The 26,075-nt window shown below is 63.2% G+C and carries 3 protein-coding genes; all 3 read left to right on the forward strand.

Annotated elements, in window-relative coordinates; genetic code table 11:
• Nucleotides 1-709 precede the first annotated feature (709 nt).
• The 3 genes from C1A15_RS07725 to C1A15_RS07735 all read left to right on the forward strand — a co-directional run bounded on the left by C1A15_RS07725 (nucleotide 710) and on the right by C1A15_RS07735 (nucleotide 25,601).
• Complete coding sequence (locus C1A15_RS07725; protein ID WP_101722021.1) at nucleotides 710-9,517, forward strand: leucine-rich repeat protein; 8,808 nt, start codon at nucleotides 710-712, stop codon at nucleotides 9,515-9,517.
• Between the two features lie 537 nt (nucleotides 9,518-10,054).
• A complete protein-coding gene (locus C1A15_RS07730; protein WP_180953031.1) occupies nucleotides 10,055-18,796 on the forward strand; it encodes a leucine-rich repeat protein in 8,742 nt (2,913 codons plus the stop codon).
• A 1,339-nt stretch (nucleotides 18,797-20,135) separates the two neighbouring features.
• Nucleotides 20,136-25,601: a leucine-rich repeat protein gene (locus C1A15_RS07735; RefSeq protein ID WP_180953032.1), complete on the forward strand. Its 5,466-nt coding sequence runs from the start codon at nucleotides 20,136-20,138 to the stop codon at nucleotides 25,599-25,601.
• The last annotated feature ends 474 nt before the right edge of the window (nucleotides 25,602-26,075 follow it).

Raw genomic sequence — 26,075 nt, forward strand, 5'->3', positions numbered from 1 at the left:
GTCACAAAGCTACTTGACGGGTAATGCATCGATTGAGCCGAGGCTAACATTCGCCTAGGTCGAAATTCGTGCCAGAGTTGGCAGTTCGGGAATGTTCGGAACGCGTTCCGGCGATTCTCGCGTAACGGTACGCTCCAAGCGAGACCCATCGCTTGTGGAGAAAATGTGAACGCCTAGCCGCCGACTTCGAGCCTTGTGACCGGAGTGGTGGATATATCCCACCTGCGATTACTCGCTCGCGCCGATCTTCCCGACGGTGCGGGCTTGCCGCCTCCTGGTTCGATGGTGGCGTTTACATTCCCCGGTCGCGTGCTACTATGCCGAATATATGCCGCATCGCGGGAAACGATGAGGCATAGCCGCTCGCGCTTCGGCGCGCCCTGTCGCGGGAAACGAATGGGCGGGCGCCATCGAAGCGTATCCGTCAATGGGAAGACGGTGCAGAGCGGTTTCGGGAACAAAGACATAAGGGGCAGAGAACCATGGGACAGGCATCCTCGTCATCTCGTATCGTCAGGTCGACGTTCGCGATAGCGTTGTCGGCGCTTCTGGCTGTTTCGGCGCCGATCGACGCAGCGCGTGCGTACGCCGCCGATTCCGCGACCCTCGACGTGGCGGGGGGGGGGCTTCTAAGCCGTTAGCGGCCCAAACCGAATCCGTCGAGGACGCCGAGGCTCCCTCAGTCGAGGAGAACCAGGTCGTCGAGACGGTGAAGCTGCCAGAGTCCTCCGACTCCCCGCAAGCCGCCCTCTCGGCCGAAGCGCAGGACAAGCCTTCCGCCGACAGCGCCCCCGCGTCTCCCAACGCGACGAAGAATTCCAACGCCCAGGTAGCGGGCGACGTTCCCCTTGCATCGCAAGATCCCAAGGCTTCTGTCGGCGACGTGCGCGCCGACGGCTTGCTGTATCGCATCCTTCCCGACGGCGCCTCGGCTGCGCTCGTGGGCTGGTACGGCGAAGCGCCCAAAGGAGACATGCAGGTGCCCGCCTCCGTTTCGAGCGGGGAAGACTCCTACGACGTGACGCGCATCGGCGAGGCTGGCGAAGACGGCCGGTCGGCGGGCGTGTTCGCCGGGTCGAACGCCGCCTTCGTCGCGCTTCCGTCGACGGTGCGCGAAGTCGTGGATGGGGCGCTGTCCGGTTGCCTGTCGCTCGCGCGCATCGACGTCAGCCCGAAGAACGAATCCTTCGCGTCCTTCGACGGCATGCTGTTCTCGAAGGACCTGACCAGCCTCCTGACCTTTCCCGAGGGCAAGGAGGGCGTCGCCCATATCCCCGATCAGACCGAAACTGTCCCTGCCTCGGCGTTTTCGCAGGCGCCGGGGCTCCTTATGGTCGAAGTCGGGGAGGGCAACGTCGCCTTCCGCTCCGAGAAAGGAATCCTGTATAGCAAAGACATGAAGACCCTGGTCGCATGCCCCGTCGGCGCGGGCAACGCCGTGGTGGTGCCGGAAGGCGTGGCGTCGATCGCGGCTGGCGCGCTCGCCGGGTGCGCGGTGTCGTCGATCACGGCGCTCGGGTTCGTGCGCGACATCGCGGCCGACGCGTTCGACGCGGAAGCGCGCGAGTGCGCGGTCGTGGCGCTGCCCGCCGGCGACGACTACGAAGCCCGCAAGGCCGTGTGGGTGGCGGCCGGGTTCTCGAGCTTCAAAGAGCCCGCGAAGCCGGGCGACGTCGCCGTCCCCGAGCCGTCCGAGCCCGAGGCCGCGCTGGCCTCCGGCCTCGTCTACGAAGTCCTCGACGACTACACGCTGGCCGTTTCCTGGCAGGGAGCCGAGGGGCCGGAAGGCGACCTCGAGATCCCCGCGACCGCCGAGGTCGGCGGCGTGTCCTACCGCGTATCGGCCGTCGCCGACGCGGGCTTCGCGGGCCGCTCGGGCCTGACCGGCGTCGCGCTCCCTGCGAGCGTGGCCGTCGTCGGCGACCGCGCCTTCGAGGCGACCGGCATCTCCGACGTGTGGCTGCCGGCCTCCGTCGCGACGGTGGGCGAGCGCGCCTTCGCCGCGTGCGCGAGCCTAGAGCGCGTCGTCGCGCTCGGCTCGCCATGGGTCGCCGACAGCGCGCTCGCCGAGTGCTCCGGGGTGTCGGTCTACGCCCCCTCAGACTCCGACAACCTCTGGAACGTCGGCCTTCCGGCCGCCGGCAACCACCTCATGCCCTACGGCGTCGCGCTCTCCGAGGAGCCGCTCCAGCTTGAGGTCGGCCAAAGCGCCGGCCTCCTGGAAGGCGGCCAGCTTAGCGCCCCCGACCCCATCGAGGCCTCCTACTCCTACGCCGCCAAGCCCCTCTCCGTCGACGCGGACGGCACGGCGAGCGGCAAGGCCGAGGGCTCCTCCGAGGTGACCGTCGCCCTCGCCATCGAAGGCGTCGAGCTCGCCCGCGCCACCCGCACGGTGGAGGTGACAGCGGCGACTGAGCCGGAGGAGGAGCTTGCCGACGAGAATCAGCGGGCAAGCGACGACAGATTCGCCGAGGACGGTTTGACTCCTCAGGTGTCGCAGATGGAGCAGCTTATTTCAAGCGAGCCAGAATCCGTAGCAGAGGGCGAAAGGGTGTCGCAAGTTGCTTTGCTTTCGACGGGAGATACGTTTGAGCAGAAAGTCGCGTCGGGGCAGACGCTCAAGTTCGAGGTTCTCACCGAGGACGAACCCGCAAAAACGGGCACGGTTTCTGTGGCGAAGAGCGATGATGCGACTCTCGAACCGTCGGGCGATGTCGTTATCCCGGCGTACGTGTCGAACAATGGTGTCTTGTACGAAGTGACGGCTGTTGCCGATAGCGGTTTCTCGCTGGCTTGGCGTGTGACATCGGTGTCGTTCGAAGAGCAGAGCTCCTTGAAGACGGTAGGCTCGAACGCGTTCAACAACGTGGGCAGCTGTCGATCTATCGATCTGCCCCAAACGGTCACATACATAGGAGCGAATGCGTTTTCCAACGATGTCTCGCTCGTTTCTGTAAATATACCCGATTCTGTTACGACTCTCGGAGAACGAACGTTTGCTCGGAACCTCGCGCTTGAGACGATTCAACTTGGATCCGGCGTCGCCGTTATTCCGCGCGAGGCGTTCGAGTACTGCACGAGCCTTACGGAATTGCACGTCGCGGGCGAGGTCGCTTCGATAGACGAAGCAGCGTTTTCCCATGTGGCGACTCGCGACGTTTCCGTATACGTACCCGACGCTGCCAGTGAAGCTGCATGGCGCAAGGCTTCATCGGAGGCAGGATACGATTTCAAGGATATCGTGAGGCAGGGTGAGGTATGCACTGTCGTGTTCGATGCCCAAGGAGGGACTCCTGCCCGCCAAGAGGCAGTCGTCGGCAAGGGATCGCCTGTCAGGATGCCCGCCTCCCCGAGCAAAGGCGGAGCCAGCATCGCGGGTTGGTTTACCGATCCGGCATGCGAAGAGGGAAGTCGATGGGATTTCTCTTCCATCGTGGATTCCGATACGACGCTGTATGCGAAATGGGTTGATGAGGTTCGGGACGGAGATTATGTCTACCGTATGCGTTCCGATGGTGCGAGCCTGTCGGTTGCCGCGGTCGATTCCGAATCGCTTTCCGGCGACATCGCCATTCCGGCGACGTATGAATTCGGAGGGGACGGCATCGCCCTGCCCGTCAAGGAGATAGCTTCTTGTGGGTTCAGCTTGTCGAAGATAGAAACGCTGAGTGTCCCGAATACGGTCGAAGTCATCGGCAACGAAGCGTTCCGGCAAAGCGAGAAGCTTCGATCGGTCGTGCTCGAGCAGGGCAGCGCTTTGTCGTCGATCGAGACCAACGCATTCAGGGAATGCACGTCGCTTGCCGGTTTTCAGTTTCCCGCGTCGCTCGAAGTGTTGGGAAATTGCGTATTCGAGAAATGCTCTTCGCTGGCGACCGTCGAATTCAATAACGACATGACCTTGAGCACGCTTTCTACCTACACCTTCCGGGATTGTGCGAACCTTCGCGAGGTTCGGTTGCCTGATTCGCTTTCCGCCTTGGACTACGGGGCCTTTCTGAATTGCGCGTCGCTTGCGGACATCGATTTGTCCGGCATCGAGATCATCGCGTATAAGGCTTTTGCCGGTTCGGGCCTTGTGTCCGTCGTGATCCCCGAGTCGGTGACTACTCTTGAGGCAAACGTGTTCGAGGCATGCAAAAGCCTTGCGCATGCAACGGTACAAGCGCGGCTTTCGGCGATTCCCGCTGCCACTTTCAGGCTTTGCGAAGCTCTTGTCAGCGTGAGCCTGCCGTCGTCGGTGAAGTCGTTTGGCGTGTCGGTTTTTCGTAACTGCCCTCTGAGTACCATCTATGCGGACGGCTCGATGCAAGACGCTGACATCCCCGGTGTGTTCGACGCTGCGGACAAAGCAAACGCCTTCGTCATCCTGCCGGAAAAGTCCGCAGACGGTACCGAAACGTTCGAAGCCATGAGCAGTGCATGGAAGGGCTACGGTTTCGTTCACGTCATCGCTTCTTCCTGTACGTTGCCCACCATCGATGGGGGCGAGAACGCCCGTTGGACGCTCGATGCGGACGGCACGCTGCGCATCGAGTGCACGAAGACTGGAGCTGTAATCGAGAACCTCGGATGGTCGGAGACGGCGTACTCTGACGGCTATTGGGCGCCCGTGCGCTCTGCGGTGAAGCGAATCGAGCTCGCCTCCGGCACTGACGCGCTTGATATGGAGTGGTGGTTTGCCGGCATGACGTCCCTTGGGTTCGCGCCCGACTTCTCGTTCCCCTCGAGCGTCGAAAGCGTACGGGGCCTGTTCGCGGGCTGCTCGTCGATGACGGGTCTGCCGGACGGGTTCAAGCTTCCCGATTCCGTGAAAGCGTGCAGCCACCTGTTCAAGGACTGCTCTGCGCTGGCATCGCTGCCTGCGAGCTTTACGGTGCCCGCTGGCATCGATGACATCGACTTCGGTTTGTGCGGCATGTTTTGGAACTGCTCTTCGCTGAAGGCCCTGCCCGAAGGGTTCTCCATTCCCGATACCCCTGGCCTCACGAAGATGGATGGCGTGTTCATGAATTGCAACTCGCTCGCCACGCTTCCTGTTGGGTTCTCCATTCCTGATCGGGTTGAAAAATGCAGCGGAACGTTTCAGAACTGCTCGGCACTTACCTCTCTTCCGGACGGATTCAACGTCCCTTCGAGTTGCAAGGTGCTGACGTACACGTTCTCGGGCTGCACGTCGTTGCTTGCTCTGCCTGAAGGGTTCTCGGTGCCGTCGGGCGCGAATCCAGCGTACGCGTTCAACAACTGCGCTTCTCTGACCAGGCTTCCCGACAGCTTCGATTTGCCTGCGTCTTCGTTGGCCGACGGCTCCGTGTTCGGAGTTGCCGGTGCGAAGCTGCCCATGTACTACAGCGGCCTGAACGGAAACGTCATCGGTTACGCATGGGATCAGGCGAACCGCACGCTGGTGAAGCCTTCGGACAGGCCTGCGAACGCCAAGACTGTCACGCTCAACGTGAAGGCCGAGGGCGAAGGCGGCCCCGGCTCGTACTGGACGACCGCCTATACCGACGGCTCCGGCATGCTCGCCGAGCCCGTCGCGCCCTCGCGCCAGGGCATGGTGTTCACGCTGTGGTACGCCGACGAGGCGTGTACCCAGCGCGTGGATTTCTCGCAGCCGTTCGAAACCGACGCGACGCTGTACGGCAAGCTCGTCCCCGGCACGATCGGGGGCGCATTGCCCACCGAGGCCGGCACCGGCAGCGCGTTCTGGACGCTCGCCGACGACGGCACGCTGTACATCCGCGGCGCGGGGAAGGTAGCCGACCTCGGCTGGTCGAGCGACCTGGCGGCTCCGCCTACTCAGGGATACTGGCGTCCGTGGACATCGGAGGTGCGGGCCGTGGCGATGGCGCCTTCGCTGAGAGCTGTGACCTGCGATCACTGGTTTGCGGACATGCAGAATCTAACCGACGCTTCGTCGGCCTGCATTCCTCGAGATTCGACAAGCTTTTATCGCATGTTCCGAGCAACTGGCATCAAATCTCTGCCCGAAGGGTGCACGATCCCCTCAGGAGCGAAAAGCACCTGGGGCATGTTCTACAACTGCCGCGAGCTGGAATCGCTTCCCGACGGCTTCAAGCTGCCGGATTCTTTGGAAAACGCGAACTCCATGTTCGGTCATTGCGAGAAGCTCAAGACCCTTCCCGAGGGATTCTCGCTCCCGCAAGGCATCCTCGTCGCGGATTGGATGTTCGGTAGTTGCTACGACTTGGTTTCGCTTCCTTCCGGCTTCGTCATTCCGGACGGCTCGAATGCAAGCGTTAAAGGCATGTTCCAGATTTGCACGTCCCTCGTCTCTTTGCCCGATGGGTTCCGCATTCCCGAAAGCATCTTGAGCGAAGGCGCGGGGAAGCAGGGCGGCATGTACCGCATGTTCTACCGATGCAATGCGTTGGCTTCGCTTCCTGCGTCGTTCGATTTCCCTCTTGCCGTTGCAAGCGAGTCTGACGAGGCATTCTTCTGCGATATTGAGGCGGGGAAGCCTCGCGTGGCGACGAGTTATGCGGGTGAAAGCGCGGCAGTCCTCGCTTATGACTGGGCAAGCCAGAACCGCGTGCTGATCGCCGATCCCGCGGATCGCGATATGCGCGAGATTTCGTACAAGCTGGTGAACGAGGACGGTTCCTGGTCGACGCGCTCCACCGTTCTCACGGGTTCCGACGGCATGGTGCCGAACGTCGGGGAACCGCAGCGCGACGGCTACGGCTTCACCGGCTGGTGCGTCGACGAAGAATGCCTCGTGCCGTTCGATTTCAGCGAACCCGTCAGCGAGGACAGGACCCTCTACGGCAAATGGGTCAAGCACGGCGGCCGCGATGCGAAGCTGCCCCTGGTCGCGGGCACGCAGGGCGACGTGTGGTGGCGCATCACCGTGGACGGCCAGCTGTGCATCGGCGGCGAGGGCCAGGTGGGCGACCTCGGGTTCACGTACAATCAGAGCGTCGCGCGGGTGAACTACTGGGATCCGTATCGCGACGAGGTCGAGGACATCCTGATGGAGCCTGGCGTGACGGTTCCCGGATCGACCGGCATGGCCGCATGGTTCTGCTGGCTGCCGAACCTCGTGAACGTGGATTCCCTCGTCATTCCCGAGGGAACCAAGAGCCTGCTGGACCTGTTCTACGGATGCGCGAACCTCAAATCCCTGAACGAGGGCTTCGGCATCCCCGCGTCCGTGGAATCCGTCGTCGGCATGTTCAACTCCTGCCTTTCGCTCGAATCGCTCCCTCAGAGTTTCGTCTTTTCGGAGGCGGGCAATTTGAAGTCCGTGATGTGGATGTTCAATTTGTGCAAATCGCTCAAGCACCTGCCGGCAGGGTTCACGATTCCCTCCGGCGTGGAGACGATCGACCATTTCGCCAGCGGTTCCGCGCTCGTCTCGCTACCCGAAGGGTTCGACATCCCGACGTCGGTTCAGGCAGGCAGCTATGCGTTCGAGAAAGCCGCGAACCTGCGCGTGCTGCCGGAGTCTTTGAACTTGTCCAAGCTGTCGGGAAGGACGAAAGGGACTATGTCCAACGCGTTCTTCTGCGACGAGCTTACCGAAACCTTCTATCCCGGCGACCCGGCGAATCTGAACATGGGCGACGGCTACTGGGCCAAGCAGAACCGCACGATTGTGAGCGCCGCCCCGACGGGGAAGACGTTCGTCGACCTCTACCTGCCCGACGAGGCGGGCGCGCAGAAGCTGTGGACGCGCGAGGCGCTGGATGCGAACTCGTCGATGGGCGAGCCTGTCGCGCCCGGCCGCGAGAACAGCGCGTTTCTCGGCTGGTACACCGACCCGGACTGCACGGCGAAGGCGACGTTCCCGCTGACGTTGAACGGCGAGACGTCGCTGTACGGGAAGTACGTTCTCTCGGACGGCAAGCTTCCCACGGTTCGCGACGGCGTGCCGGGGGAGGAGGCCTCCTGGTCGTTCCATGACGGTACGCTCACCATTCGCTGCGACGTGGAAGGCGCCGCGATCGACACGTTGTGGAGCTTGCCGGAGGACGGCAACGTCAACGGCGTGCCGCGAGTCGCGCATTGGAGCCCGCTGCGCGACCAAGTGACGAAAGTCGTTATCGAAAGCAACGTGCGCGTTCGCCGCGACATGCGGTTCTGGTTCACCGGTATGGAGAATCTGACGGACATATCCGAGTTCCGCTTCCCCGCGGGGGCCGCCGACGTCACGCACTTGTTCGCGAAGTGCTCGAACCTCGCTTCCGTGCCAGGCGATTTCACCATACCCGATTACGTCACCAGCTTGAACGGCCTGTTCCTCAATTGCGCCGTGGAAAGCCTGCCCGCAGGCCTCACGCTGCCGGAAAACGTCGTCGACGTCGCATCGATGCTGGACGGATGCAAGATCACCTCCCTGCCGAGCGGGTTCGCTCTTCCTCCGACGGTTGAAAAGACCTCGTTCATGTTGAGCAGGACCCCCATCAAGGAGCTTCCTCCCTCGTTCTTGCTACCTGACGCAGTCGAGAAAGCGCAATCGATGTTTGCCGGCTGCTCGAATCTGACGTCGCTGCCCGACGGGTTCAAGATCCCTAAAAACATGATCCTCGCGGACAAGATGTTCAGGGGATGCTCGTCGCTCGCGGCGCTGCCCGACGGGTTCGCGTTAGAGAATCCTTCTGCGTTGACGGACGTGAACGGCATGTTCGAGAATTGCAGCTCGCTGACGACGCTTCCCGCGAGCCTCGACGTCAGCGGCATCCCCGCAACATGCACGGGCCTTGACACGATGTTCAAGATCGGCTCGGGAAAGCTCTCCACCTACGTCCTCGGCGGCGACCTGGCGAAGCTCTCCGTCGGCGGCAACGATGCGGAGTCGTACTGGCTGACGACTTACAACCGCAAGCTCGTGACAGACCCGGCCGAGCTCGGCGGCGCGAAGGCCGTCACGTTCAAGACCAAGGTCGTGGGCGAGCAGGAATGGACGACGTGGCAGACGATGCTCACGGACCAGGCCGGCGCGCTTGCCGACCCGCAGTACTCCGGCAGGTTCGGCTACGCGTTCGACGGGTGGTACGCCGATGCCGACTGCACGCAGAAGTACGTGTTCGGGAAGACGCCGCTACCGGCTGAGGGCGTGCTGTACGGCACGCACAGCCTGATCATGAAATACGATATCCCGGTCAAGGCTCAGGTGACCTTGGATGCTACGGGCGCTGTCACGCCTGCCGACGTGCGCATAAAGTCGTTCACGCCGGTTCCGCTGGCTGTTTCTCGGGTTTCCTGCACGGCGGCGAACTCGTCTTCGGACGTTATGGACTCCGACGATCTGCTGAAGGTCTCCGTATCGATCACCCCCGAAGGGGCGGCGTACCCCGTGCGCGTGTCTCCGGGCGGTTGGACGGGCACGAACCAGGCGTTCGCATTGCCCGCTGCGGAGTCGGGCAAACCGGGCGAGCTGGGCTGCTCCATCGGGCTGGATATACCCGACGCTTCCAAGGTGAAGTTCTGGCGGGACGGATGGAGCACCGATCTGGTGAAGCTCGAATACACGGTGGAAGCGGCGTCGTAGCTCGCGACGGGGGATCGCTTCCTCCCGAACTATGGAGAAAATGTGAACAGCCGGCCGTCGAGCCAGTATTCGACGGCCGGCGTGATGGATATATCCCACCTGCGCTTTTGACTCGCCGACGTCCCTGTCCTCGTCGGTGGGCTGGGTCAAGCTGCGGTTTACATTCCCCGATCACATGCTACTATGCCGAATATATGCCGCACTGCGGGAAACAGTCGGCATATGCTCGCGCGCATCTGCGCACGGCTCGCTGCGGGAACAGCGGGGCGGGCGGAGGTCTGATGCGGCGACCGTCGTCGGGAAGCGGCGGGGCGAGTCATTGGAATGTGAAGGGACAGACACATGGGACAGGGTACATCTGCGGCTCGACGAGCCGGAAAGGCGAGCGCGCTCGCTTTGTCCATCCTCCTCGCGTTCGGCGCTCCCCTCGACGGGTTGAGCGCGTACGCATCTGAGAACGCTCCGGGGGGGGGGGGGGCTTCTAAGCCGTTAGCCGAAGAGGCTGAAACCTTCTCGGACGATACGCAATCCAATCAGGTGGAAGACGAGGTCAAGCTCGATCCGCCTGCCGTTTCCGAGCCGTCGGCACCTCCGGCGGAACCTTCAACTGGGAAAACCGAAGATACGAAGGCCGAAGTTCCGGCCGAGCCCTCTGCGGGCCAGACCGCCGTCGATGTGCCGCTTGCGTCCGAGGCGGCGAAGCCCGCCGCGGGCGAGATCGTGCAAGACGGGCTGGTCTACCGGATCGACGGCGACGAAGCCGTGCTGGTCGGCTGGCGCGCGCCCTCGCTCGAAGGCGACGTGGTCGTGCCCGCGACCGTTTCGAGCGGGGCCGACTCGTATGTTGTGACGCGCGTCGGCGAAGCCGACGCCGACAAGGCCGTGCTCGCGGGCTCGTCTGCGACCTCCGTGTCGTTGCCCGCCTCCGTCGCTGCCATCGAAGACGGCGCCCTTGCGGGCTGCCCGTCGCTCTCCCGCATCTCCGTCAGCTCGAAGAACGAATCCTTCGCGTCCTTCGATGGCATGCTGTTCTCGAAGGACCTTGCAAGCCTCCTGCTCGTTCCCGAGGGCAAGGAGGGCGCCGCCCGCATCCCCGACCAGACGAATGCTGTCCCTGCCTCGGCGTTTTCGCATTGCGCCAGGCTCTCCTGCATCCTGGTCGGGGAGGGCAGCCGCTCTCTCGCCTCATGGAACGGTTTGCTTTTCACGAACGATATGAAGACCCTGGTCGCGTGCCCCGTCGGCGCGGGCGGCGCGGTCGTGATTCCTGAAGACGTGGAGTTCATCGGCTCCGGAGCGTTCGCCGGGTGCGCGGCGGCGTCGATCACGGCGCTCGGGTTCGTGCGCGACATCGCGGCCGACGCGTTCGACGCGGAAGCGCGCGAGTGCGCCGTCGTGGCGCTGCCCGCCGGCGACGACTACGAAGCCCGCAAGGCGGTATGGGAGGCGGCCGGGTTCGGGAGCTTCAAGGAACCCGCGAAGCCGGGCGACGTCGCCGTCCCCGAGCCGTCCGAGCCCGAGGCCCCGCAGGCCTCCGGCCTCGCGTACGAGGTGCTGGGCGACTACACGCTGGCGGTTTCGTGGCAGGGCGCGCGAGGGCCCGAGGGGACGCTCGAGATCCCGGCAGCCGCCGAGGTCGGCGGCGTGTCCTACCGCGTATCGGCCGTCGCCGACGCGGGCTTCGCGGGCCGCTCGGGCCTGACCGGCGTCGCGCTCCCCGCGAGCGTGAACGCCGTCGGCGACCGCGCTTTCGAGGCCACCGGCGTCTCCGACGCGTGGCTCCCGGCCTCCGTCGCGACGGTGGGCGAGCGTGCCTTCGCGGCGTGCCCCTCGCTCGAGCGCGTCGTCTCCCTCGGCTCCCCTTGGGTAGCCGACAGCGCGCTGGCCGAGTGCTCCGGCGTGAGCGTCTACGCGCCTTCGGATTCCGACAACCCCTGGAACGTCGGCCTCCCGGCCGCCGGCAACCACCTCATGCCCTACGGCGTCTCGCTCGCCGAAGAGCCCCTCGCCCTCGAAGTTGGCCAATCCTGGAGCATCATCGAAGGCGGCCAGCTCGACGCCCCCGAGCCTATCGAAACCTCCTACGCCTACGCCGCCAAGCCCCTCTCCGTCGATCCCGACGGCACGGCGACCGGCAAGGCCGAAGGCTCCTCCGAGGTCGCCGTAACGCTGTCCTTCGACGGCGTCGAGCTCGCCCGCGCCTCACGCCCGGCCGAGGTCGCTCCTACTTCCGAGCCTGAAGCGCCTGTGGTGGAACCCGAGGCCCCCGTCGAACCTACCCCGACCGAGAACGTAAACAAGCCGGCAATCATCACCGAAACCGCCTCCCTCGCATCGGCCGCCCTCGAGGAAGCCGCATCTCTCGAGTCCGAACCCGAAACCATCTCATATGCCGCAGCTCTCGCCACCGGCGAGACGTTCTCCCAGAGTTCTCCCAGCGGCCATCTGCTCGCATATTCCGTGCTCGCGGACGACCCGACTGCGGTCGAGGTGTCCATGGATAGCGCCTCCCCTAAGCTCGACGGCGAGCTCGTGATTCCTGCAAGCGTCGAGCATGAGGGAACTCGTTACATCGTCAAAAGCGTCGCTGCGGAAGGCTTTCGAGCGCTCCGGGGATTGTCGTCGGTTTCGTTCAGTGCCCAACCGGGCGAAGTGGTTCAGCTGGAAACGATCGGCGCATGGGCGTTCGCCATATGCTCCAATCTGAAGTTCTTCGATTTCCCCGATTCTCTCAAGATCATTCGCGACCGTGCATTCACGATCAGCGCGCTGCGCTCCGTGCAGTTGCCTGAAGGGCTCGAGACGCTGGAGGGTTGGTCGTTCGAATCGTGCGTCGATCTCGCATCCTTCGCTCTGGGCGGCAAGGTGACCTCTCTGGAGGATTACGTGCTCGGCGAGGCCGTCAACCTGAGGGAGCTTGTGGTGGGCGGATCGATCTCGACGTTCTCTCCGTTCGCGTTCGCGGCGATGTCCTCCCCGGACAAGCTGAAGATATTCGTTCCGACGGCCGAGGAAAAAACCAAGTGGGAGGCTGCGAACAGTCAGTACGCATACGGGTTCGATCCGGCGAACATCATCGTTTCCACTGCGAATCGGCACACGGTGACCTTCGAAGGCTGCGGAGGTTTTCCGGAGCAGGTCGTGCAATCGGTGGCATCGGGTCAACCGATCGTCGATCCCGGGATAAGCAGGGAAGGGTTCGGCCTCGAGGGGTGGTACCTCGACGAGGGGTGCTCGATTCCGTGGGACATCGATACGCCCGTGAACGAGGACACCGTGCTGTACGCGAACTGGGTGGAGAACGCGACCGAAAACGGCTTCTCGTTCGTCGTACGCCCGGACGGCGGCTTGACCGTCGTAGCGGTCGATCCGTCGAAGCTGGAAGGCGACGTCTCCATCCCTGCTTCGCATCGCATGGGGGGTGTCGAGCGGCCCGTGGCGGAGATCGGATACCATGCGTTTTACGGTGCTGCCGGCATTAGGTCGGTCGCAGTGCCCGATTCGGTCGAGGAGGTCGGCTTCGAGGCTTTCGTCGGCTGCTCGAATCTCGAAAAGGTGGACTGGTCTCCTTCTTCGTCGCTCAAATCTATCGGGATGGATGCGTTCACCGGCTGTGCTTCGCTCGAAAGCTTGTTCCTTCCCGCCTCCCTACGTCAGCTGACGCGCGCGGCTTTCTACCGGTGTTCCAGCTTGAAGACGGTCGTGTTCGGCGAAGGAAGCAGCATCGAGAGCATCGGCGACCGCGCGTTCGGGTACTGCAGCGCCTTGAGCGAGGTCAACCTTCCCCAAAGCGTGAAGAGGATCGAGAACCATGCTTTCGGCGGCTGCTCGGCCCTTCAATCGATCGAGTTGCCCGAAGGGCTGGAATTCATCGGGCAGCAGGCATTCCAGGACACCGGCTTGACCTCGATGGACGTGCCGTCTTCGGTAACCGCCATCAAGATGTACGCATTCGATCGCTGCTCCAAATTGGCGGCGGTTTCGCTGCCTGCCGGGCTCAAAACGCTCGATCCCGTCGCGTTCAGGGGCTGCACGGCACTCGCCGCCGTCTCGGCGCATGGACTGATGGACGATGTAGCCGACGCGCTCAAACCGTCCGACGCGGAGCATGATGCATTCCCGGACGTCGACAAGTCGAAGGTCACCGTCGTCCTGCCTGCAACGGGCGACGACGGGAGCACGTACGACCAGATGGTCGCAACGTGGAGCGGTTACGGCTTCTCGAAGTTCTCGCCGATGAGCGGGCCTTTGCCCACTGTCGACGGGGGCGAGAATGCCCGCTGGACGCTCGATGCCGACGGTACGCTGCGCATCGAGTGCACGAAGCCTGGTGCGGTGATCGAGGACCTCGGATGGGCCGACACGTGTTCAGACACCTGGTGGGGACCGGTGCGTGCCGCTGTGAAAGCCGTTGTTGTGGATTCGGGAGTCGATGCCGTCGACATGGTGAACTGGTTTGCCGAGATGCCCAATCTCGTTTCGGTGGGAATGGATGCCATCCCGCAACATGTGCAGAGTGTCGTGTCGATGTTCTCGAATAGCTCGAGCCTCAAGAGCTTGCCCGACGGGTTCACGATTCCCGATACGGTGACGGAGTGCAGGGCGATGTTCTTCGGATGCTCTTCGCTTGAATCGTTGCCTGCGGGCTTCAGGGTCTCAGAGAATATCGCCGGAGGGGAGGGAGCTCCCGGTCTGAACAACATGTTTTACCAATGCGCCTCGCTTGCATCACTTCCAGAGGGGTTCGAGATTCCTCGATCAGTGACTGAGCTATCCGGCATGTTTCTGGGCTGCACCTCGCTGACATCTCTTCCCGAGAGCCTTCTCATTCCCGAAAGCGTAACGGGCATGCACGGCATGTTCAAAGGATGCAGCTCCTTACGTAACCTTCCGATCGATTTCAAGATACCCAGTAAGGCGGGCAAGATCGGTGAAGTGTTCAACGGCTGTTCCTCGCTCGAATTCCTTCCCTCAGGGTTTAGGATTCTTAGCACGGTGGAAGCTTCGATGCAAAGCATGTTCTATGGGTGTACGGCCTTGCGGTCGTTGCCCGAAGGCTTCACGCTTCCGGAAACTGCGGTGAACACGACGTGGATGTTTTACAATTGCACCTCGCTCTCTTCGTTGCCGGAAGGGTTCTACATACCCATGTCGGTAACGTCCGATTGGCATATGTTCAATAACTGCACCTCGCTTGTGGCGCTTCCTGACAGCTTCGACCTGCCCGATGGATGGAGTGGGAAAGACCCTACGGTGTTCCAGCATAGCGGCGTTAACATCCCCATGTACTATGCTGGGGATAACCCGAAAGTCGTGCAATACCCTTGGGCTCAAGTGAACCGCACGCTGGTGAAACCTTCGGACAAGCCGGCGAACGCCAAGACTGTCACGCTCAATGTGAAGGCCGAGGGCGAGTCCGGCCCCGGCTCCTATTGGACGACCGCCTATACCGACAACTCTGGCATGCTCGCTGAGCCCGTCGCGCCCTCGCGCCAGGGCATGGTGTTCGCCCTGTGGTACGCCGACGAGGCGTGCACGCAGCGCGTCGATTTCTCGAAGCCGTTCGCCGAGGATGCGACGATCTACGGCAAGCTCGTCGCTGGCACGCTCGGGGACGTACTGCCCACGGAAGACGGCACCGGCAGCGCGTTCTGGTCGATCTCCGATGACGGCACGCTGTACATCCGCGGTACGGGCAAGGTGTCGAATTTCGGATGGGATTGGAACACCCCTTCGGCGGCGACCGATCATTGGGGCGCGTATCGCGATCGCGTCGTGCGCATCTCCATGGCTCCCTCCGTTAGAGCCGAGTTCATGCGTTCGTGGTTCATGAGGATGCCGAATTTGTTCGACGTTCGAGAGGTCGCTATCCCGGTGGAGGCCAGCGACATCAGCCGCCTCTTCCAGCAATGCTACTCTCTGGAAACGCTGCCAGAGGGTTTCACCATCCCCGACGGCATCAAGCAGACAATGGCGATGTTCGAGAACTGCTGGGCCCTGGGGTCGCTTCCGGAAGGATTCGCAGTAGCTGACACCGTGACGAATCTGAGCGGCATGTTCCTTAATTGCAGCTCGCTTTCTTCGTTGCCCGAGGGTTTCAAGCTGTCGAAGAAGGCTGACTGGTTCGTTGACGGGGTGTTTGAGAATTGCTCGTCCTTGACATCTCTTCCCGACAGCTTCACCTTCACGAATGTGTTCTACGCGCAAACCGTGCACCGTGTGTTCAAATGCGCTCTTGGCGAAGGTCAGCCGCGCGTTCCTATGTATTACGCCGGCTCCGATCCGACTGTGCTCAACTACGACTGGGCAAGCCAGAACCGCGTGCTGATCGCCGATCCCGCGGATCGCGATATGCGCGAGATTTCGTACAAGCTGGTGAACGAGGACGGTTCCTGGTCGACGCGCTCCACCGTTCTCACGGGTTCCGACGGCATGGTGCCGAACGTCGGGGAACCGCAGCGCGACGGCTACGGCTTCACCGGCTGGTGCGTCGACGAAGAATGCCTCGTGCCGTTCGATTTCGGCGAACCCGTCAGCGAGGACAGGATCCTCTACGGCAAGTGGGTCAAGCACGGCGGCCGCGATGCCAAGCTGCCCCTGGTCGCGGGCACGCAGGGCGACGTGTGGTGGCGCATTACCGTGGACGGCCAGCTGTGCATCGGCGGCGAGGGCCAGGTGGGCGACCTCGGGTTCTCGTTCGACCAGAGCAAGGGTCGGGTTAACTATTGGGATCCGTTCCGCAAAGAGATTACGGACATTCTGATGGAGCCCGAAGTGAAAGTTCCGGGAGAAAACGGCATGACCGCATGGTTCTGCTGGCTGCCGAAGCTCCAGACGGTTGATTCGCTCGTCATCCCTGAGGGAACTCGAAACGTGCAGGATCTGTTCCACGGATGCAACAATCTCAAGGCCCTGCACGAAGATTTCGCCATCCCGACTTCGGTGGAGTCCATTATCGGCATGTTCAATTCTTGCCTATCGCTCGAGCATCTTCCTCAGAGCTTCATTCTGAGAAAGGGCAATTTGAAGTACGCGACGTGGGTGTTCAACGCGTGCGGCGCGCTCAAGGCGCTGCCCCCGGGATTCACGATTCCCGAAGGCGTGACGGCGATAGAGTATTTCGCCAAAGGCTCCGGGCTGGTTTCGCTGCCGGAAGGATTCGATATTCCTGAAACGCTGCAGACCGGCGATCGCGCGTTCGATGGCATTCCGACTCTTCGCACGCTTCCGGGATCGTTGAATTTGGCAAAGCTGCCCGCGAAAACTAAAGAGCTCTTGCCGAGCCTTTTCCGATGCGACGACCTTACCGAGACGTACTATCCCGGCGATCCGGCGAACCTGGATATGGGCGACGGCTACTGGGCCAAGCAGAACCGCACGATCGTGAGCACCGCTCCGGCTGGGAAGACGTTCGTCGACCTCTGCCTGCCCGACGAGGCGGGCGCGCAGAAGCTGTGGACGCGCAAGGCGCTGGATGCGAATTCGTCGATGGGCGAGCCCGTCGCGCCTGGCTGGGGGGATCATGCATTCCTCGGCTGGTACACCGACCCGGACTGCACGGCGAAGGCGACGTTCCCGCTGACGCTGAGCGGCGAGACGTCGCTGTACGGGAAGTACGTAGTGACGGGTGGAACCCTGCCAACCGTGCGCGACGGCGCGGAAGGGGAGGAGGCCTCCTGGTCGTTCGATGACGGTACGCTCACCATCCGCTGCGACGTGGAAGGCGCCGCGATCGACACGTTGTGGCAGATGCCTGAGGACGGCAACGTCAATGGCGAGCCGCAAACTAAGCATTGGAGCCCGTTGCGCGACCTGGTGACGAAAGTCATTATCGAAAGCAACGTGCGCGTTCGCAGTGACATCCGTTTTTGGTTCACCGGCATGGACAACTTGTCCGACCTGTCCGAATTCAGGTTTCCCGAGGGAGCGGCCGATGTCACGCATACGTTTGCGCGGTGCACGAGCCTGACCTCTTTACCAAGCGATTTCTTCATACCTGATTTTGTTACCATTCTCGATGGGCTGTTCCACAATGGCGGTTTAGAAAGCCTTCCTGCGACGTTTACTTTGCCCAGCGGCGCGACGAACGTCAACGCTATGTTGGGATGGAGCAACATAACTGCGCTGCCTGACGGATTCGTTCTTCCCCCTTCGGTTAAGACTGCGGCATACCTGTTCAGTAGCACGCCGTTGGAAAAGCTTCCTTCTTCGTTCCTGCTTCCCGAAGGGATTCAAGAAACCCGGTCGATGTTCGCGGAATGCGCCCAGCTCGCTTCTCTTCCTGACGGGTTTAAGATTCCGAAGAACGTGAACAGAGCAGACAAAATGTTTGAGGGCTGTCCGTCGCTTGCGGCGCTCCCCGATGGGTTCTGCTTCGACAATCCTGCTTTGCTGACGGACGTAAGCGGCATGTTCAAGGGATGCAGCTCGATGATGACGCTGCCCGCAAGCCTCGACGTCACCGGCATCCCTTCGACGTGCGCGGGCCTTGACACGATGTTCAAGGTCGCGGCCGGACCGCTGTCCACCTACGTCATCGGGGGCGACCTGTCGAAGCTCGCCGTCCTGGGCAACGATGCGACGTCGTACTGGTCGACCAAGTACAACCGCACGCTCGTGACGGATCCGTCCGACCTCGGCGGGGCGAAACCCGTCACGTTCAAGACCAAGGTCGTGGGCGAGCAGGAATGGACGACGTGGCAGACGATGCTGACGGACCAGGCCGGCGCGCTTGCCGACCCGCGCTACGCCGGCAGGTTCGGCTACGCGTTCGACGGGTGGTACGCCGATGCCGACTGCACGCAGAAGTTCGTCTTCGGAGAGACACCGCTGCCGGCTGAGGGCGTGCTGTACGGCACGCACAGCTTGATCGTGAAATACGAGATACCCATCGAAGCGCAGGTCACGCTCAACGCCTTGGGTGAAGTCGCCCCAGCCGACGTGCGGATGAAGTCGTTCACGCCGGTGCCGCTTGCGATCACGCAGGTGAAGTGCGCGCCCGTGAACTCGTCCTCCGACATCATGGATTCGGCAGACCTACAGGCCGTCGCAGCGACGCTCCTTCCCGAGGGCGCGAAGCGTCCCCTGTTCGTGGAAGTGGGGGAAACGGCTGGCACGTCGTCGAAGGCGTTCTCGGTTCCGGAGGCGAAGCCCGGTGCGCCCGGCGTGTTCAACTACGCCATCGGCCTGGACATCCCCGACGCTTCGAAGGTGAAGCTCTGGCGCGACGGCTGGAGCACCGACCTGGTGACCCTCGAGTACACGGTTGCGCCTGCATGATCGCACCGAGCCGGAGCCCCTTCAGGAGGAGGGGCTCCGGAGGGCGGTCGTTGATTTGAACATCCGGCGGTGCGTGCGGTCGAGGTGAAGGGGCGTTCTGCCGAGATTCCTCAATGCAAATGCACGCTTTTGACAAGCAGAATGGGGTCTGAGGGGCTGTTTCGATTGACAAAAGCGTGCATGAGCAGAGAAACAGCAGCGGCAGAATCGTGCGTCTCTATCGTGCTCGGCAATCCGTAAACCGACTCGGGGGGGGGTATGCAGGCGTACGACGGCGATTGCGATACCATCGAGCTGATCGGAGCCCCGCCATGCCGAGCAGCGTCGGTTACTTAGCTAGAGCCGGTTTACCTTCCAGGGGCGACCGGATCTTCCAGCTTTCCAACACTGTTCGTCACTCGCCGCGCCTCCCGATCAGGTCGAGAATGGCGGCGGCCGCTCCGATCAACGCGCAGGTGGCGATCACGGTCTGTGCGTCCATAGACGCCCCCTCTCTCGAAGACGCTGCCCGAACATGACGCAGCACTTCCGCTATCGCATCGCACCCGCTCGCGATCTCGATGAGCTGGTTTGGGCGTTGCCGCGATTCGTTCTTCTAAAGATGTGTGGAAATTGTGAACGGTTGTGCATCATTCTCGAACTGCGTTTCCGATAGGGGAGACGTGATCCAACCTGCGCTTTCGCTGGTCCGCTTGGAGGGCGGAGAGGGGTCCGCTTTGCACTTTGCTCCGAACGAATACGGTTTACAATCCCAAACCACGTGCTAATATGCGGAATATATGCCCCACCGAGCGAAACGGCGGGGGCGATCCGCGCGCACCGTCGCGCCCCCGAGCCGCGGGAACGGCGAAGGGGAGAGGCGCGATGGCGCAGGCCGGCGGGAACCGGCCGAGCGGGTGGTTTCGGGAACGAAAAAGGGACAGGACCAAATGGGACAGACACTCGCACCTGCGGCGAGATCGGCCTGCGCGCTCGCGCTGGCGATCATCCTCGCCATCTCCACGCCTATCGACGCCCTCGCGGCCTCCGGGCCCGTTGATCTCCGGGGGGGGGGGCTTCTGAGCCGTTAGCCTCTTCCGGCGAGAACCCCCGCGAGCGGGAAGGTGCCGAAACCACTTCGAACGACCAGCCGTCCGGCCAGGTCGAAAGCGAGGCGAAGCTCGATCCTCCCGCTGCTTACGAACCATCTCCCGATACAACCGAACAGTCTGAGGCGACGGGCCAGGCGACCGAGCCTGCACGTCCCTCTGCGCCCTCTGCGGGCCAGACCGCCGTCGACGTCCCGTTGGCTCCCGAGGCTGCGAAGCCGGCCGCAGGCGAGATCGTTCAGGAAGGTCTCGTGTACAAGATCGACGGCGAGACGGCCGTCCTGGTCGGTTGGCGCGCGCCGTCGCTCGAGGGCGACGTGGTCGTGCCTGCCCTCGTGACGAGCGGCGTCGACTCCTATGCCGTGACCTCGATCGGCGAGGCCGACGCGTCCGAAGGCGTGTTCGCGGGCTCGTCCGTCGAGTCCGTTTCGCTGCCCGCTTCGGTGATGTCCGTCGCCGACGGGGCTCTTTCCGATTGTCCGACGCTCGCGAGCGTCGCGGTCGGCACCAAGAACGAATCCCTCGCGTCCTTCGACGGCATGCTGTTCACGAAGGACCTCTCCGAACTCCTGTCCATTCCCGAGGGCAAGGAGGGCGTTGCCCGCATCCCCGATCAAACGGTCACGGTTTCGGCCTTGTCGCATTGTGCCGGTCTCGCCGCCGTGGAAGTCGGGGAGGGCAACGCCGCATTCTCCTCGCGGGACGGTTTGTTGTACACGAAAGACATGAATACCCTGGTCGCATGCCCCGTCGGCTCGGGCGGTGCCGTGGTGCTGCCGGAAGGCGTGGAGTCGATCGCGGCTGGAGCGCTCGCCGGGTGCGCGGTGTCGTCGATCACCGCGCTCGGGTTCGTGCGCGACATCGCGGCCGACGCCTTCGACGCGGAAGCGCGCGCCGGCGCCGTCGTGGCGCTGCCCGCCGGCGACGACTACGAAGCCCGCAAGGCCGTGTGGGTGGCGGCTGGGTTCTCGAGCTTCAAGGAGCCTGCGAAGCCGGGCGACGTGTCGCAGCCGGAGCCGTCCGAAGGCGAAGGGGAGGGCGCGCAGGTATCGGGCCTGGCATACGAGGTGCTGGACGATTACACGCTCGCCGTGTCGTGGCAGGGCGCGGAAGGCCCCGAGGGCCATCTCGAGATCCCCGCGACCGCCGAGGTGGGCGGCGTGTCCTACCGCGTGAGCGCGATCGCGGACGCCGCGTTCGCGGGGCGAACCGGATTGACCGGCGTTACGCTCCCCGCGAGCGTGACCGCCGTCGGCGAGCGAGCCTTCGAGGCGACCGGCGTCACGGAAGCCTGGCTCCCTGCCTCCGTCGCGACGGTCGGCGACCGCGCCTTCGCCGCGTGCGCGAGCCTCTCGCGCGTCGTCGCGCTCGGATCCCCCTGGGTCGCCGACAGCGCGCTCGCCGAGTGCTCGGGCGTTTCGGTCTACGCCCCGTCGGGCTCCGGCAATCCCTGGAACGTCGGCCTCCCTGCCGCCGGCAACCACCTCCTGCCTTACGGAGTCGACCTGCCCGAAGAGCCGCTGCAGCTGGAAGTCGGCCAGTCCGCCGACCTCCTGGAAAACGGCCAGATCGACGCCCCCGACCCCGTCGAAACCTCCTACTCCTACGCCGCCAAGCCCCTCTCCGTCGATCCCGACGGCACGGCGACCGGCAAGGCCGAAGGCTCCTCCGAGGTGACCGTCGCCCTCTCCCTCGACAATGTCGAGCTCGCCCGCGCCTCCCGCGCGGTCGAGGTCGCCCATCCTGTCGCTGCGCCCCTTGCTGAGCCTGTCGCAGGCGCATCCGAGGTGGTCGACGGCGACCTCGCCTACGTGCTGCTCGACGACGGGACGCTCGGCGTGAAGGCCGTCGAGCCGCTCGCCATCGAGGAGGCCCTGATCCCTTCGAAACACGCGTATTCCGACAAGGGGTCGTTGCCGGTGACCAAGATCCTGGCCAACGGTTTCGCAGGAGGGCCCAAGGAAAGCAAGCTCGCGAAGGTGGTTCTCCCGAACACCATCACGGAGATCGGCTCCCAGGCGTTCCAGGGCTGCCTCGCGCTCCGATCCATCACGCTGCCCGCGTCCGTTGCCGTCATCGGCCAGCACGCCCTGCGCAACTGCACAAGCATGACGTCCATCGAGGTCGACGCTCGCAACGAGACGTTCTCCTCGTCCGAAGGCATCCTGTACAGCAAGGACGGCACGCGCCTCTTGCGCTTTCCGCAAGGCAGGGGAGGCTCCTTCGCGGTTCCGGACGGCGTCGTGTCCATCGGAAACCTCTCGTTTTACGGCGTGCCCGTGACCTCCGTCGACCTTCCCGGCACGCTACAGACCATCGAGGACGATGCGTTCGCCCAATGCGGCGATCTGACCTCCATCGACGTGCCCGATTCGGTGACGAGCGTCGGTGCGCGTGCCTTCTACAACAACGTGTCGCTCGAGCGCGCGAAACTGCCCCGAGGCCTCCAGGTCATCGACGGCGACCTGTTCTACGGCGACGCGAGGCTTGCGACGGTGGTCATGCCCGAGGCGTACCGCGAGCTGGGCGTGCGCGCCTTCGGCGACTGCGCGTCGCTCGAGTCGCTCACGATACCGAGCTCGGTGCGCAGCATTTTGGCGAAGGCGCTTGAGAATTGCACGGGCCTGAAGACGCTCGACATCCAAACGACCGAGGTGAACGTCGTGGAAGGGGCGTTCTTCGGCTGCTCGGCGCTCAAGACGGTGTACGCTTACGACGCTTTGCCGGATTCGGGCATGGCCGCCGCGTTCGATGCCGCCGAGAAGACCGGCGCGTACGTGCTCCTGCCCCAGGTTGCCGCGTCGGGAGCGACGTACGACCAGATGGCCGCGGCGTGGGGCGAGAGCGGCTTCGGCTTCGCTCACGTGAGTGTCACCGGCGGAGACCTGCCGATGGTGAACGACGAGGGTGCGGCGGCGTGGCGTTTCGAGCCCAACTCCGACACGCCCGGCCTCGGAACCCTTATTATCGAGCAGACCGCGGCCGGCAAGATGGCCACGCTCGGCTGGGCAGGCCCCGATTTCTCGAACGTGGTGCCGACGACGGGGTACTGGTCGCCGCTGCGCGAGGCGGTGTCGAAGGTCGTCATGCGCTCGTTCGACGGCGGGCATATCCGAGCCGAAGACGCGGCGAACTGGTTCTCCGGCATGACCCAGCTCGTCGACGCATCCCAGACGCACGTGCCCCTCGAGATCACGTCGGCCAACTTCATGTACAACTACTGCATGAAACTCACGTCGGTCCCCGACGACCTCACGCTGCCCGACACGGTGACCTCGGCCGCGGCGATGTTCCGCAGCGACCCGCTGGAGCTGTTCCCCACAGGATTGAAAACGCTGTCGAAGAGCATCGTAACAGTGAACAGCATGTTCGCCGGCACGAAGTTCTCGAAGCTGCCCGAGGACTTCACCCTCGAGGGTTTCGACAAGCTCGTCGATGCCGGGTGGATGTTCGCCGGTTCGGAGCTGACCTCGCTGCCGTCAAGCTTCCGCATCCCGAGCGACGTATCGGTGCTCAACATGTTCGACAGCTGCTCGAAGCTGACCTCGTTGCCTGAGGGCTTCGTCATGCCCACGCCGTCGGGCACATTCATCGGCGACGACGGCAAGCAAGCCGTGAAAACCATCGAGGGAATGTTCCGGTCCTGCACGTCGCTGACCTACCTGCCTGCGAGCTTCGACTTCGCTTCCATCAAGGACGTCGAAGGCTTCGACAAGCTGTTCAACTGGAAGTACAACGACCCGCCGACCGAGCCGATCCAGACCTACTACGCCGGCACGCTTCCCGCCGACGTGAGTCCCGACACCTGGTCGGGACGGCATATCCGCGACGCGGCCGAGGGCCTGCCCGCAGGTGCCGCGGAGGTGTCGTGCCTGCTGCCGAACGCCGACGGCTCCTATCCGGACCAGGCGTGGGCGAAGGTGGTCACCGACGCTTCCGGTAAGTTGAGCGTCGAGCCGCAGCCGGCGGAGCGCGACGGGTTCGCGTTCGTCGGCTGGTACGTTGACAAGGCGTGCACGCAGAAGTTCGACTTCACGAAGAGCGTGACCGCCCAAGGCGGCATCGCGCCTGCATCGGTGGATACGCTGTACGCGAAATTCGCGGCGACGAGCGGGTTGTTGGATACCGAGGATGGCGGGCGGAACGCTTCGTGGAAACTGGAAGGCGGCACTCTGTACATCGATTGCGAGGAAGGAGCGTCCATCAAGCCGTTCGGATGGAACTGGAACCAGGCCGATCTTGACGGTTGGGGGCAGGTGCGAGGCCTGGTCGAGCGCGTGCGCATGAGCCCGACCGTGCGCGTCTCCGACATGGGGTACTGGTTCAAGGAAATGCCCTTGCTTCGCGATGCGACGGGAATAACCGTTCCCGAAGGGACGAAGTCCGTCTACGGATTGTTCCACAGGTGCCCCGGGCTGAGCACGATCCCTGCCAGCTTTACGCTTCCCGAAGGACTGAGAACGACCGGGGGCATGTTCCTGCAAACGAGCATCTCCAGCTTGCCGGACAGCTTCAAGATTCCTGAAACCGTCACCGAGGTGCAGCATATGTTCCGTACATGCGGCAAGTTGGAATCGCTTCCCGAGGGCTTTCGCCTTCCAAGCGGGGTGGAGCGAACCGAGTACATGTTCGAGGGCTGCACGACGTTGAAGAAGCTTCCCGAAGGTTTCACTCTCGGGCCGCGCGTGCGGCAGGTCGAGCGCATGTTCCAGTATTGCAGGGCGCTCGTCTCGCTTCCGGAGGGCTTCACGCTGGCCGGGACGCAGGTGGTTTCGTCGGAGTACATGTTCAACGACTGCTACAGCCTGGCATCCCTTCCCGAAGGGTTCACCATTCCGGACACCGTGGGCCTCGGGTCGTCGGGCATGGATGGCATGTTCGTCAGATGCAACCGCCTCACGGTGCTTCCCGACTCGTTCGATTTCCCGCTGGCGGTGGCCAACGCCTCAGCCGATCCGTTCAAAACAACGGCTGCCGGCACGCTGACGTACTACGCCGGTTCGAGCGATGCGGTGAAGAGCTACGACTGGGGCGCTCAGAACCGCAAGCTCGTGCTGGCGAACGATCCCGACAACCCGCTGCCCGACACCATGCACCTTGCAACCTTCAAGGTGCCCGATTCGGCATCGTCCGACGGTTGGGCCACGTACGCCACCTCGCTCACCGATGCGGCCGGCAAGGTCGCGAACCCCGGCGACCCGGCGCGCTTCGGCTACCCGTTCCAGGGGTGGTACGCCGATCCGTCGTGCACCGAGCCGTTCGACTTCGCGGCGGCGGTCACGGGCGATGTCGTCGTGTTCGGCAAGTTCGGCGATCCGATCCTGCGCTACGAGGTTCCGTTGAGGGCGAGCGTGACGTTGAACGCGGACGGGTCGATTACTCCGGCTGCCCTGCGCTTCCGCTCGTTCACGCCGCAGGCTGTATCGATCAAGGCCGTTTCGTCGCAGCTGGGGGAGGGGGCGGCGGCGCTCGTCCCGCAGGAGGGGCAGCGAGCGCTCGTCTCGGCGAACCTCTCGCTCGGTTACACAACGTCGTTCCCGCTGGACGGCAGCAATGTGCCCCTGTCGGCCGCAATGGGCGCTGCGTCCAGTTTCTACGACCCCGGCGTGGCCGACGGCTCGCTCTCCCTCGACTTCAAGGGTGCGCAGGTGAGTTATGCCGAAAACGAGCTCGATGACGTCGCGCGCCTTGCATGGACCGTCGGATTGTCGGGCTGAAAGCGGAAAACGGCTGTTCATCCTGCTCGTTCGCCACGAGTGCGCAATGTGAAGAAAATGTGAAGGACTGTTTCCAAACCGAAACGGAACCGAAATAGTGTGGAATATATTCCACCTGCGGTTTTAATGCACCTGCCTAGGTTTTGAGAAGAAGGCAGGGTTAGGGGAGCTCGCTGTCAAGAATTTACATCTCTCGTTTGCGTGCTAAGATGTCGAATATATGCCTCTTTGAGGCGTATACCTCGGGAAATGCGGCGTAACGGGAATTGCGCTGCAAGCAGGAGTAAAGGGACAGAACAATGCGACAGAGAAACCGAACCTCGCGGTTCGGCAGGGTGGCGTGCGCTTTCATCCTGTCGGGCCTATTGGCGGCAGGACCGATGTTGGAAGGAGCGGCATGGACGAGTTTTGCGTATGCGGACGATGCTGCGCCATCGACGGAGCCCGCGCAAGCGGACGCGTCGAGCGCGGGCG

This window comes from Eggerthella timonensis (assembly GCF_900184265.1).
GTDB classification, from domain to species: Bacteria; Actinomycetota; Coriobacteriia; order Coriobacteriales; family Eggerthellaceae; genus Eggerthella; species Eggerthella timonensis.